At 36.1% G+C, this 13410-nt stretch carries 12 protein-coding genes and 3 tRNA genes; 11 read left to right on the forward strand and 4 right to left on the reverse strand.

What is annotated here, in order from left to right; genetic code table 11:
* Positions 1-23: 23 nt before the first annotated feature.
* The 6 genes from SKM54_RS11590 to SKM54_RS11615 all read left to right on the forward strand — a co-directional run bounded on the left by SKM54_RS11590 (position 24) and on the right by SKM54_RS11615 (position 7155).
* Positions 24-1559: a TolC family protein gene (locus tag SKM54_RS11590; protein WP_321088107.1), complete on the forward strand. Its 1536-nt coding sequence runs from the start codon at positions 24-26 to the stop codon at positions 1557-1559.
* Positions 1556-3709 carry a type I secretion system permease/ATPase gene (locus SKM54_RS11595; RefSeq protein WP_321095402.1) on the forward strand — a complete coding sequence of 718 codons (2154 nt, stop codon included), beginning with the start codon at positions 1556-1558 and terminating at the stop codon, positions 3707-3709. The genes SKM54_RS11590 and SKM54_RS11595 overlap by 4 nt, the downstream gene beginning before the upstream one ends.
* A complete protein-coding gene (locus SKM54_RS11600; RefSeq protein ID WP_321095403.1) occupies positions 3706-4896 on the forward strand; it encodes an HlyD family type I secretion periplasmic adaptor subunit in 1191 nt (396 codons plus the stop codon). The genes SKM54_RS11595 and SKM54_RS11600 overlap by 4 nt, the downstream gene beginning before the upstream one ends.
* A gap of 101 nt (positions 4897-4997) precedes the next feature.
* Positions 4998-5597, forward strand: a complete 600-nt coding sequence (locus tag SKM54_RS11605; RefSeq protein WP_321095404.1) for an IMPACT family protein — start codon at positions 4998-5000, stop codon at positions 5595-5597.
* Complete coding sequence (locus SKM54_RS11610; RefSeq protein ID WP_321090251.1) at positions 5590-6207, forward strand: acyltransferase; 618 nt, start codon at positions 5590-5592, stop codon at positions 6205-6207. The genes SKM54_RS11605 and SKM54_RS11610 overlap by 8 nt, the downstream gene beginning before the upstream one ends.
* A 105-nt stretch (positions 6208-6312) precedes the next feature.
* A complete protein-coding gene (locus tag SKM54_RS11615; protein ID WP_321095405.1) occupies positions 6313-7155 on the forward strand; it encodes a universal stress protein in 843 nt (280 codons plus the stop codon).
* 155 nt (positions 7156-7310) lie between these two features.
* Here SKM54_RS11615 and SKM54_RS11620 read toward each other — a convergent pair whose 3' ends face one another.
* The 4 genes from SKM54_RS11620 to SKM54_RS11635 all read right to left on the reverse strand — a co-directional run bounded on the left by SKM54_RS11620 (position 7311) and on the right by SKM54_RS11635 (position 10365).
* The gene (locus SKM54_RS11620; RefSeq protein ID WP_321095406.1) at positions 7311-7976 is read right to left on the reverse strand and encodes an O-methyltransferase; all 666 of its coding nucleotides are present in this window, start codon (positions 7974-7976) and stop codon (positions 7311-7313) included.
* Between the two features lie 129 nt (positions 7977-8105).
* Positions 8106-8819, reverse strand: a complete 714-nt coding sequence (locus SKM54_RS11625) for a D-Ala-D-Ala carboxypeptidase family metallohydrolase (protein ID WP_321095407.1) — start codon at positions 8817-8819, stop codon at positions 8106-8108.
* Between the two features lie 134 nt (positions 8820-8953).
* Positions 8954-9277, reverse strand: coding sequence for a ferredoxin FdxA (gene fdxA / locus SKM54_RS11630; RefSeq protein WP_321095408.1), 324 nt, complete (start codon positions 9275-9277; stop codon positions 8954-8956).
* 215 nt (positions 9278-9492) lie between these two features.
* Positions 9493-10365 (reverse strand): ATP-binding protein, encoded by an 873-nt coding sequence (locus SKM54_RS11635; protein ID WP_321090229.1) that lies wholly within the window; start codon positions 10363-10365, stop codon positions 9493-9495.
* Between the two features lie 167 nt (positions 10366-10532).
* Here SKM54_RS11635 and SKM54_RS11640 point away from each other — a divergent pair, with 167 nt between their 5' ends.
* The 5 genes from SKM54_RS11640 to SKM54_RS11660 all read left to right on the forward strand — a co-directional run bounded on the left by SKM54_RS11640 (position 10533) and on the right by SKM54_RS11660 (position 13268).
* On the forward strand, positions 10533-12047 hold the full coding sequence (locus SKM54_RS11640; RefSeq protein WP_321088115.1) for a DUF3336 domain-containing protein: 1515 nt from the start codon (positions 10533-10535) through the stop codon (positions 12045-12047).
* A gap of 52 nt (positions 12048-12099) precedes the next feature.
* The gene (locus tag SKM54_RS11645) at positions 12100-12849 is read left to right on the forward strand and encodes a protein kinase domain-containing protein (RefSeq protein WP_321095409.1); all 750 of its coding nucleotides are present in this window, start codon (positions 12100-12102) and stop codon (positions 12847-12849) included.
* Between the two features lie 107 nt (positions 12850-12956).
* Positions 12957-13041 (forward strand) — tRNA-Leu (locus tag SKM54_RS11650).
* 33 nt (positions 13042-13074) lie between these two features.
* Positions 13075-13148, forward strand: a tRNA-Trp gene (locus SKM54_RS11655).
* 35 nt (positions 13149-13183) lie between these two features.
* A tRNA-Leu gene (locus tag SKM54_RS11660) sits at positions 13184-13268 on the forward strand.
* The last annotated feature ends 142 nt before the right edge of the window (positions 13269-13410 follow it).

Genomic DNA, 13410 nt, shown 5'->3' on the forward strand with positions numbered 1-13410 from the left:
GCTCATTAGCTCTGGTTTGAATAATGGTAAATGCAAAATTAAATAAATTTAGTTTTTTGAAAGGTTTCGGATCCTTTATTATTGTTGTTCATGGCAGTGGAAGTGTTCAAGCGCAAAATATAGATTTACAAGAGTCATTTAATTCCACTAAGCAATCTTTTAAAAATATCATAATTCCCAAAAGTAAGACTGAGTTTAATCAGGTCAATATCAATGAACTAAGTCAATTCCAAGTTCATACGGCTAACTCGAATGTATTACCTATTATTACAGCTAGTGATACCAAGTCGAAAGATTTAAGTCGAGTAAGTGTATTTCAAAGTAATCAGGTTCCAAGAAACTTTAATCATACTGTTGCAATGGCTTTACAGCGAAGCCCTGCAATAACAGAAGCGTTGGCTAAGTTGTCTGGTGAAAGTTCTAAAATTGATGTGGCGCGAGCGGGATACTATCCACAAATTTCAGGTGGTTTATCTACAGAAGATTATACAAATAAGCAGGGCTATGGGCAGGTTTGGTCAATTGATGCCAAACAAATGGTTTTTGACTTTGGGAAAGTTAAAAGTGATGTGAATGTTGCTGAAGCCAAACTTAGCGTAGCTCAAGCAGATGCTTTAATTAAAATTGATGAAGTTGCATACGATACAGCAATTGCTTTAACTAATTTAAAGCGCTATCAAAGTTTAGCCGAAATTGCCAAACAGCAATTAAAGGGTTTGTCGAGCATTGCTGAAATTACGAAGTTACGTGCAGCAGCGGGTATCAGCACTCAAGCCGATCCTGTTCAGGCACAAACTTATTTGCAACAAGCAGAATCAACATTAATTAATCAACAGAATCAGCTTCAGCAATATGAACAAACACTTCGTACATTAATTGGCACAGATCCAGCCTTAATCACGTTCTCTATCCCACAAAATATTGTTGTAGATTCAAAGTTATTTGATGAACCGAAATATAATCGAATTCCAAAATTAATGGCAGCTCAATCTGCTGTTTCGCTTGCAAGTTTGGAAAAGCAGCAAACTAAGCTAAGTAGTTATCCAACGCTCAGTTTAAGAGGCTCATTAAGCCAAGCCATGAATGGAAAAAATCCAAGTAATAATGAAGAAAATGGCTCAGATAGCTTAATTAAATTAGAAGTAAGCAGTAATTTTTTCCAAGGTGGTGCAATTACCGCACGTAATAAAGCTGCTGCATTTTCAGAACAAGCTGCTAAAGCGCAAGTCAGTGCTGCATATTTAGAAGTTCAAGATGAGCTTTCTAGACTCCGTGAAGAAGTAAAAAATAAAGAAAAGTTATTGGCAATATTAGTTGCACGTAAACAAACGACGGTGCGCACTCGAGAGCTGTATCAGGAACAATATAAATTGGGCACACGTTCGGCTGTAGATTTACTCAATGCGGAACAGGCTATTCATAGTGCGGCTCAAGAAATAGAAAATGCTCGCTACGATATTTATGGTGCCATCATTAAATATTTATCCGTAACAGGTAAATCATATGATGTTTACCAACTTAATAATACGTCAATTCAAGGGTTTACGATTAAGCCATGAGTACATCAATTAATTATCAGCCGTGGCTTCAAGCTGTTTTATCTATTGCGAAGCATTACAGAATTGAACCATCAGAAGAGCGTATTCGTTTACAACTTGACTGGAATACCAATCAAACTGTAGATGATGTATTGGCAGTTATGACACGCCAAATTGGTTTAAGTATTCGTAAGTCAGCGTTTAGTAAAGATTTATTAAATCCTTGGCGTTTGCCTATTCTTGTTGAAATGAATGATGGGCAAGTCGGTGTAATTGATAAAATTGATGCTGAAGGGAATGTAAATATTCAATTTAGTGGAGATGGTGGCTTGTCTCAAACATCCACAATAGATGTTTTAGAACAGCATATTGGCAATATTTACATATTACGTCCTGAAAAGTCTGTACCAGATGCGCGTATTGATGAATATATCAAGCCTTATGAAGAAAGCTGGTTTTGGTCAATTGTTCTACGAGATTGGAAGCGTTATACCGATATTATGTTGGCTTCATTATTGGCGAACATTTTAGCTTTAGCGACCATTTTATTCTCTATGAATGTGTATGACCGTGTGATTCCTGCACAGTCTGTATCTACATTGTGGGTACTTGCAAGTGGTGTTTTGCTGGCTTCAATTTTTGAATTTGTATTACGCATGGCACGTATTTACCTGTCAGATATTATTGGTAAACGTGCAGATTTACGTATTTCAGATCGAGTATTTGGTCATGCTTTACGCATAAAAAATAAAGAAAGATCAAAGTCGACAGGAACATTTATTTCACAAATTCGTGAATTAGAAGGTGTTCGAGATTTAGTGACAAGTACAACAATTTCAGCAATTGCAGATTTACCATTCTTTATTTTATTCCTAGCAATTTTCTGGATTATTGGTGGAAATTTATTTTGGGTCATGTTGCTCATTGTACCTTTAATGCTAATTCCTGGATTCTTAGCTCAAAAACCTCTCGCAAAGCTTGCCAATGAAGGTATTAGAGAAAGCTCCATTCGTAATGCAATGTTAGTAGAAGCGGTGCAAGGTATTGAAGATATCAAGCTTTTACGTGCCGAAACTCGATTTCAAAACCAATGGAATCACATGAATGAAGCATCTGCTGAAATTTCAATGCGCCAACGTAAAATCGTTGGATTCATGAATACATGGACGCAAAAAATTCAAGGTTTGGCATTTGCAATTGTGGTGCTTGTTGGTGCTTTTGCTGTCATGGAAGGTGAAATGACCACAGGTGCATTGGTTGCATGTTCAATTTTGTCATCTCGTATGCTTGCACCCATTTCACAATTAGCAGGTGTTTTAGGGCGCTGGCAACAAGCGAAGGCGGCTAAAAAAGGTTTAGATGAGTTAATGAGAAAGCCTGTAGATCAGCCAGATCATGCACATTTAATTCATAAACCTGCAATTCATGGCGATTACGAATTTTCAGGAGTGATTTTTCAATATGGAGAAGATGACCCTAAACCAAGTTTAATTGTGCCTAAACTCAATATTAAAGCAGGCGAAAAAATTGCGATTTTAGGTCGTAATGGCGCAGGTAAATCTACGTTATTGCAATTACTTTCAGGTATGCAAACACCCGTTCAAGGTAAAATTAAACTTGATGGTGTCGATATGTCGCTGATTGATCCTTCAGACGTACGTCGAGATATGGCACTTTTGAATCAAGGATCAAGCTTATTCTTTGGTACGGTTCGCGAAAATATTACGCTTGGTGCACCATTAGCAAGTGATGATGAAGTTCTAAAATCATTGCAAATGACAGGTGCAATTAATTTTGTACAAGATAAAAAAGAAGGCTTAGATCATCTTATTTTAGAAGGTGGAATTGGTTTTTCTGGTGGGCAACGTCAAGCTTTACTTTTATCGCGCTTGCTTATTCGTAAGCCGAATATTCTACTTTTAGATGAACCAACTGCGGCTATTGATGATGTGACTGAAAAGCAATTTATTGATCATTTGAAACAACAACTTGATCATAAAACTTTAGTAATTGCGACACATCGTAGAGCTGTTTTAGAGTTGGTCGATCGAATTATTGTAATGAACGATGGCAAAATTGTGATGGATGGTCCACGTGATCAAATCTTGAATCAAACACAGCCAAAATCTCGTGTTCAACAGCAACAAGTTCAAGCTGGAGTTCAGTCATGAGTGAGAAAAAGATTAATCTAAAAAGTAATATGACTGTAACTGAACTTGAGCCGCCATTACCAAGCGCAAGTAAGCTGATTTGGATTGTTTGTGTTGGGCTTTTAGTTTTACTTGTATGGGCTTGGTTTTTTAAGCTTGAAGAAGTTTCAACAGGCACAGGTAAAGTTGTACCAACATCTAAAGAGCAAATTGTACAGTCTTTAGATGGTGGTATTTTGACTAAAATTCATGTGAAAGAAGGTCAAATTGTAAATAGAGGTCAAACACTTGCACAATTAGACCCAACACGATTTGAATCGAATGTGGGTGAGACGGCTTCATTGCTCATGTCATCTAAAGCTACAGCCGCTCGTTTACGTGCAGAAGTGAGTGGTACGCCATTGTCATTTCCTGCTGAGGTCTTGAAAGAGACAAAATTAGTAGCTGAAGAAACAGCGCTTTATAATTCAAGACGTGCAAATTTAGAAGAATCATTGGCGGGTTTACAGCAAGCTTTAAGTTTGGTGAAGCAAGAATTAAGCATGACTGAGCCATTGGTTGCGAAAGGTGCAGCAAGTGATGTTGAAGTACTTCGTTTAAAGCGTGAAGCGAATGATTTACTTAATCAAATGAACGATATAAAAAATCAATATCATGTGAAAGCTCGAGAAGAATTAGCGAAAGCCAATACAGATATTGAAACGCAGCAACAGGTCGTAAAAGGTAAGTCTGACACATTAAGCCGTACAGTTTTTAAATCGCCTGTACGTGGTATTGTGAAAGAAATTGATGTCATGACGATTGGCGGGGTTATTCCTCAAAATGGTAAAATCATGACCATTGTTCCTTTAGATGATCAGCTGTTGATTGAAGCACGTATATCACCACGAGATATTGCATTTATTCACCCTGGGCAAGAAGCACTGGTTAAGATTACAGCTTATGACTATGCAATTTACGGTGGTTTAGAAGGTAAAGTTGCGGTTATTTCACCAGATACGACACGTGATGAAGTGAAGCAAGATCAGTTTTATTATCGTGTTTATATTCGTACTAATACCGATAAGCTCACCAATAAAGAAGGTAAGCAATTTAGTATTACCCCAGGTATGGTAGCAACAGTTGATATTAAAACGGGCTCGAAAACTGTGCTTGAATATTTGGTGAAACCATTTAATAAAGCAAGTGAAGCTTTACGTGAACGTTAAACTAGCTTGAAGTAAAAACCTCTTTTCGAAGAGGTTTTTTTATTGCTAAATTTAGCATTAAAACACGTTATAATTAGTCAATTGCTTATGTTTTGTTGTTTATGCCATTTACCATTGCTGAATCTGTACAGTTTGAAGAAGATATAAAGAAAAGCCGTTTTCAGGCGATTGCTGTGCCTGTTGAAAATGAACAAGCAGTTAAAGATTTTTTAGAAGCCAATAAAGATCACACCACAACACATCAATGTTGGGCGTGGAAAATTGGACATGATGTACGTTTTAACGATGATGGCGAGCCTTCAGGCACAGCAGGGCGTCCAATACTTGCAACTATTGAGGGCAATGAGCTTACAAATGTACTTGTATTGGTGAATCGTTGGTATGGCGGTGTAAAGCTAGGTACAGGTGGATTAGTACGTGCTTATGGTGGCTGTGCAGGGCAATGCTTATTGCTTGCCGAAAAAATAGAACTTATTAAAAAGCAAAAAATCTATTTTGAATGCTTATTCAATGAATGGTCAATTTTGCAATATGAACTAAAACAAAACGAAATTGAATATCAAGAAAGTTATACCGCTGAAGGCGTTCAGGTAAATGCGCTTGCACAAGTTCATCAAATTGAACATTTAGCCAATAAAATTCAAGATTTAACCCGAGGGCGTGAACAACTCAAAATTATTGAGGAGCCTAATAATGACTGATGTCGATCCATTATTAAAATATCGTGAACAGCATAAACATCGTTTAAATTACATGCCTTGGTTATATTGGTCACTTAAGCCGAAAAATCGTGTTTGGGCAGAACAGTGGCAAAAAGAATACCAAGAGTATTTGATGTCTATGGAAACGGTTGAAATAGGTGAAAACTGTTTTATTTCACCATTGGCTCATATTTTTGCAGAACCTGGCCGTAAAATTATTATTGGCGATAATACTTTTATTGCTGCCGATTGTACTTTGCACGGACCTTTAGAAATCGGTAATGAAGTTGCAATTAATCATCACTGTATTTTAGATGGTGGCAGAGTAGGTATCAAATTGCATGATCAAGTTCGAATTGCGGCTTATTGTCATTTATATGCCTTCGATCATGGTATGGAATTAGATACGCCAATTTATCAACAACCTGTACGTTCACAAGGCATCGAAATTGGTAAAGATGTTTGGTTAGGTGCACATGTTGGTGTTAAAGATGGGGTGAAAATTGCCAATCATGCTGTAGTTGGTATGAACAGTATGGTGACAAAAAATGTCGAAGAAAATGAAATTGTCGCAGGAAATCCTGCAAAGTTAATACGTTATAGAAAATAAAGGATAATGTTTTAACTTACATATTTTGATGAAAACTATAATAAAGATGTGCTAATTTAAAAATAACAACAATGAATTAAAAATGTGGGATAAAAGGAGGGCTTTATGAAACGTGTAGTAGCTTGTATTGATTCATCCCCTTGTATTAATGCACTCGCAGAAGCGGCTGCTTGGATTGCAAAGAAAACCAACCGTGAGTTGGTGCTTTTGCAAGTTCTAGATTATTACCCAGCAAGTTATCATTTGGGGGAAATTAGTGGTGTAATTGGCTTTGAAAGTAATGCAATGCTGTTAAAAGAGCTTGCGGAACTTGAGCAAAAACAAAGTGAATTGGCACTCGATTATAGTAATAATTTACTCAATCATATTTCTGAATTAATTCAAGAAAAACACGGAATAGTCCCTACACGTATTCAAGAAAAAGGCGACTTTTTAGAACAAAGTTTAAGTGTTCTTCATGAAGATGATATTGCACTTATTGGACGTTTGGGCGAGCGCTCTGCCGAACGTAAAAAACCAATGGGTAGTAATGTTGAAAACTTCATTCGTGGTGCAAATTGTACGGTAATGACCGTAGGTGAAACCTTCAAGCCACCAACGCGTTTCATTTTTGCATATGAATATTCACCAACTTGCGTGAAAATGATGCATCGAATTGCGCAAAGTGATTTGCTTCGAATATTACAATGTCACTTACTGTATGTAGGGGATCATCCTGAGGTGCTCAAAGACCCTGAACAGTTCTTGAAGCAAGCAGGTTTAGATGTAGTTACAGAATATAGATATGGCGATGTTTCAGAGAATATTTTGGGATATCAAAAAGAGCATGGCATTCAGCTCATTTTATTGGGCGCATTTAGTCACAGTAAAATTAAGCAATTCTTTTTAGGTAGTATTACCACAGCCATTTTTAGAAACTCAACTGTACCATTACTTGTTGTGAAATAAGGCTGAATATATTGTTTAGCTTGATGATTTAAACTGATTTATTTCTATCCATAGTTATCCTCATTTATTGTGGATAACTATATGGATAGTGTGTGTAACTATATAAAAAATAAAAAGTAAAAAACTAAGGTTGTTTTTTGCACTGAGTTAAAAGATTATTTAACAATTGCCAAAGCAAAGCCATCGTGTCCTTTACTACCAATAGTTTGAAGTGCTGTACAAGATAGAATTTTAGGATGATTTTGCATCGCTTTAAACATATCTCGAAGACCAACAATACTTGGTTTTTGATTTTCAGGATTTAAGATTTCACCTGCACGAATTACATTATCTAAGAAAATAATTGTCCCCGAGCGTGAAAGACTTAAGCTTAATTCTAAATATTCAGGGTAACTTTGTTTGTCTGCATCAATGAAAATAAAATCGAAAGGTTCTGTATCTTCAGGTAATGCACGTAAAATATCTGCTGCACGACCACATTTAAGTTCTACAGTTGGCTTAAGTTTCGCATTATCAATATTTTCTTGACCTAAAGCAGCGTGAGTATCACGACCTTCCATTGTTAAAATGTAGCCATCTTCAGGAAGTGCGCGTGCTAACCACATTGTGCTGTAAGCAGCAAAAGTTCCAAGTTCAAGAACGCGTTTGCAGTTATTCATTTGAATTAACATTTGCAAAAGCATGCCTTGGTTTGGCGCAACAGCAAGATGATCTGGAAAACCTTTATCGTCAGTATTTTTTAAAGTCTGAGTCAAAATAGGATCTTCAGGAATTAAATGTGACTCGATATAACTATCAATTTCTGTCCACATTTGTTGCATAGTTCATTTACCTTTGTTGCGTTGCGTGCATTTTATACCTTTATGCTCAGACTGCAATTTTAAAAGATAAAAATAAATTTTAGATGTAAAAAAAAGAGGTCAATTGACCTCTTTTTTTAAGATTTTAATTTAGTAATTACACATAGAAGAACTACGAGATAAATTAGGTCCCCATGTGCGGAAACCTTGAGAATCTATGTGAATTTGACCTGAAGAATATAAGCCTAAGCCCATATTTAAGCTGCTACCGTATTGTGACCAAAATTGGCAAAGTTTGAATTTGGTGTATTCAATATATGCATAATCTTCTGGTTGCGGAGTAGCAGGGCCAATACGAAAATCAATTGCAGAGTTAAATAAATGACGAGATGAACTTGCACCACCAGCGCATTGATTTAAAGATAAATCGCGATAAACCGAAGTTACGGTGAAGTCTGTAAGCACTTTAGAGGCAATAAGATATTTAAATATTTTTAAAGTAGGAACTTGGTTTGCCCACAATTCACGACTTGGCACCATGTATTCAGAGCGACCACATTTTTGCCAATCTCGTGCTGTACGTAATAATTCATAGCTTGGAATAATATTTCCTACGCCATTTTTTTCTAAGAATATTTCATAATCACGTATTTGTTTTAAATTATCACTTACGGCAGTCCAAGAGTTATACGCATAAGGAATAACTTTAGGCGGAATCTTGCGATCAAAAGTAACATTTTCATGAGGGATAAAAATTCTTTTACCCGGATGAGAACCTGAACCTTGATTAGGATTAGACGAACATCCAACCATAACAAGTGGAATAAAACTAAACGAAAGCAATGCTTTCAAAAAATGCTTCATTATTTAAATCAGAAGTTTATTAAAATCAGAAACATCATAATCTAAAAAATGATAATTAATGAGAAAATATTGAAATGAAATGTGTCTTTTATGGATAAAAAAAGATCAGCATTTGCTGATCTTTTTTTTTAAACTTATTTTTCAAGATATTGTAATTTATCTTCTTTACCGTTCCAATCTTCACGGTCGGCAGGTTGATCACCAATTTGCGTGATATTTGGCCATGTTTGAGAAAGCTCTGCATTTAGCTCAATAAACACTTCTTGACCTGCTGGTAACTCATCTTCAGAGAAAATTGCATTTGCAGGGCACTCTGGTTCACATAGCGCACAGTCAATACATTCATCTGGATTGATAACAAGGAAGTTTGGACCTTCGTAGAAACAATCAACAGGACAAACTTCAACGCAGTCTTGATACTTACATTTAATACAATTTTCTGTGACAACAAATGTCATGGCGACGGCTACCTAAAAAATTTGGTCTAATAACTAATGATGTATTTTAGGCAAAAACACATCAAACAAACAATTCCTTTTATTGATATTTATTATTTAAATCTATGAAAAGGGGAAATGATATGATTTTTCTTGATAAATGATAATTAATATCACTTAGCGATATCGATTTGTATGACGAATAAAGTGCAATATCGCGAAGTGAATTTAAAAAATTAACTATTTTTAAGCTGTTGAGAGCCAATCCAATGTTTTGAAAATTGATAAGCAGCTCGACCTGAACGTTGTCCACGTGCTTGGCACCATCTGAGCGCTTCTGCGCGTGCTTCTGTATTAAGTTCCATGTTGGCTTTATTTAAATAGCTTTCTACAATTTCTAAATAAAGATTTTGATCCATTGGATAGAAAGAAAGCCATAAACCAAAACGGTCAGATAGAGAAATTTTTTCTTCAATTGCTTCTTGAGGATGCAATTCTTTATGTTGAGGAACATCTGCTCGCATGATAGGCGTGTTCTCATGCATAAATTCAGGTAATAGATGACGACGGTTACTGGTCGCATAAATAATAAAATTACCTGAACCCGATTGTAATGAGCCATCTAATACGCTTTTTAAACTACGATAATTTTCATCTTCTGCATTAAAAGCAAGGTCATCACAATAAACAATAAATTTTTCAGGTCGATCTTTAATAATGTCCTGAATTAAAGGTAAGTCTGATAAATCATCACGTTCAATTTCAATCAGTCTTAAACCTTGAGATTCATATTCTGTAAGTAGGGCACGCACAATAGATGATTTTCCTGTACCGCGAGAGCCAGTTAAAAGAACATCATTTGCAGGTAAGCCTTTTAAGAACTGCAAAGTGTTTTGAATGACTTTTTCTTTTTGACGTTCAATACCTTTTAAATCATCTAAATATATTTTTTTGGCTTGAGTAATTGGCTTTAACTGTTTGTTTTGCCATTTGTAAGCAGCAGCCGAAAAGTCAGGACTTTTTTGAAGCTCAGGTAAAGATTGTTGTACTTGTTGAAGTACAGTGGTCATTAAATTAAGAATATTTTCAGGTAAATCAATTAGTGCCATGATTTTTCAGCTTATATTTCCAAACAGAAGAGGCGAGATGTTGCTTAAAAGAATGTATACCAAACGATAATACATTGCCAACTAAAACACGTTTTAGTCATTGAACTATTTAAAGAAGTTCTGCATAGTGAAAATGTAAAAGATAAAAATGACAGCAGAGGAACATAATGTTGTTCAAAGATTTTGGAAATAGCATGAATCCGCATCAATCTAAACGGATTAAAACATTAAAAAAAGAGATAGAACATGCTGAATCTTATGAGGAATGGAAGCATTTAGCACTCAAAATAGACGAAGAAACAGGTGCGCAAAGTTGGAAGTATGACAATTCATCTCCGTATTTCGATGCTGCCATTATTGCGCATCGTTTAACGTTGTTACGTCGCTATAGAACGCAAAATCGTATCCCAGATTTAATGCATATATTACGTGAAGGCTTAACGTACGATATTGCCAATATTGCACATCCAATGTTGTTTACTGCAACGTTGGTTGGCACAAAAAAAATAATTGAAGACTATGTTTCAGAAGTCAGTAACAGTTTGGCTTTTGTAGCATCTGAAGAATGCCAGAGTATTCCTCACGAAGAAAAAATCACATTTTTCCAATCTTGCCAAAAAGCCTATGGTCAACCTGCTTTAATGTTTTCTGGTGGTGCAACATTAGGTTTGTTTCATACAGGTGTATGTAAAGCGCTATTAGAGCAAGATTTAATGCCAAAAGTCATGTCAGGTTCGAGTGCTGGTGCAATTATGACTGCGATGCTTGGCGTTTCTAAACCTTCAGAAATGCAACAAATTTTGAATGGTGATAGTTTCTTTAACGAAGCTTTTAAATTTAGAGATTGGCGTGAAATTATTAAAGGCAATGGTGGTATTGCAGATGTTAAGTTCCTCAAACAATTTTTAAAGAAAAATTTAGGTGATTTAACATTTGCAGAAGCTTATGCCCAATCTGGCTTGCACATTAATGTTGCTGTAGCACCGTATGACGCATCTCAGGATGCACGTATTATGAATACCTATACAGCGCCAGACTTATTGGTTTGGAGTGCGGTATTGGCTTCTTGTGCTGTTCCTGTGCTATTTCCACCTGTACGTTTAACCAGTAAGCGCCTTGATGGTAAATATACACCGTATATGGCAACAACAACTTGGGTAGATGGAAGTGTGCGTAGTGATTTCCCACAAGAGAAAATGGCACGCTTATATAATTTAAATTACACCATTGCAAGTCAGGTGAATCCGCACGTTGTGCCATTTATGCAAAGTGATGAAGAGCGTTTCCGTAAAGATATGCTCAGTTGGCCTGAACGTATTGTTCGTCGTCAAGGGAAGGTTATTTCAAGAGGTATGATGGACTTTGCTCGTGAGCGTGTGGGAAGTGTTCCTGCGGTTAGACGTTTACTCGATCATGGTTATGGTGTAATAGATCAACGCTACTATGGTGATGTGAATATCGTAGGTCATTTTAATTTGCGACATTATAGTTATATGCTCCAAAACCCTAAAGAGCATTTATTTAAGATGTTGCAACGTGAAGGCGAGCGTGCAACATGGCCAAAAATTTCATCTATTGAAGTTCATGCACGTGTGGGTAAAACCATTCAACACTGTTTAGAGCTACTCACTTATCAGCAAGACAAAGCCCAACATGCAGGTTCAGAATTCATTCAAGTTTAATTTTGAAGATTTATGCTCAAAAAAACTCATTTGTGCATCAAAGCCAAAAAGTTTGGCTTTAGGTCGCCGTGTATTTTATTGGTTTGAAGAGCATCAACAATATTGGTTGAAAACTCAAACATTGAAAAGTGAAAAAGTATTAGAAGATTCATTTCAGCATGAGCTTGAATTTTATTTATCTTTAACGCATCAGCAAGCTAAAAATATTACCTTGCCTTATCAAATCTTGAGCCATTCAGCGGAAATAAATCATTTTAATATCGCCATGCCTTTGTTAGTTTTGCCACATGCAAAATGTCTATTTGTAGAAAGCCCACAAACACTCAGTATTGATCAAATTAAACATAAGATGATTCAGGCACTTTCTGTATTAGAAAACTTGCACAAAGCTGGGTGGCTGCATGCAGATTTAAAAGCAGAACATTTTGTTGAAGATAATTCGTATTCAAAACTTATTGATTTTGAGCAAAGTATAAAAATAGAAGATGTGCAAAATACGAAAGCTTTAAATGCTACTCCACGCTATATGGCACCTGAATTATTCCATGCAGAGGCTAAAAGTATTGAAAGTGATATTTACGCTTTAGGTATTATTTTTTATGAATGGTTAAAACAAGAACGACTTTTTGCAAATAATTATTATGATTGGGCTGTTTTACATTGCCAAAAGTTAGAAATTGAATTGCCAGAAGCATATTTATGCTTCAAATCAACATTAAATGCGATGTTACATAAGCAAAAAAAACTTAGGTTGAGCGATATTTCGGCATTGAAAATAGGCTTAATTACTGAAAATGTATAAGAAAAAACCAAAAAATATGGTTTTGTTTTATATTTAAACAATCGATGTGTTTTTTAATAAAAAGGGCTTGTCATCATCAAGTGATCTCTATAATATACACAGCCATTGGGGACGTGGCGAAATTGGTAGACGCACTGGATTTAGGTTCCAGCGCCGCGAGGCGTGAGAGTTCGAGTCTCTCCGTCCCCACCAATAATTACTAAGTAATATTGGTAATTAGGCAATAGAGGATTGGTGTAATGGTAGCATGACGGTCTCCAAAACCGTTCGTCAAGGTTCGAGTCCTTGATCCTCTGCCAACTTAAAATCTAACACTATGTTAGTACCCTATGATGGGGACGTGGCGAAATTGGTAGACGCACTGGATTTAGGTTCCAGCGCCGCGAGGTGTGAGAGTTCGAGTCTCTCCGTCCCCACCATCAATATTAAAGCAAGGTGTTGTCCTTGCTTTTTTATTGCCTGAAATTTAGTAAATATAGAATTATAAATGAAATAAAATTTTAGGTATAAAAATGCCCATTAAAAAATGGGCACATGAAAATCCGTTTTCACTTTATCGAG

Source organism: Acinetobacter faecalis, from assembly GCF_034187745.1.
GTDB lineage: Bacteria > Pseudomonadota > Gammaproteobacteria > Pseudomonadales > Moraxellaceae > Acinetobacter > Acinetobacter faecalis.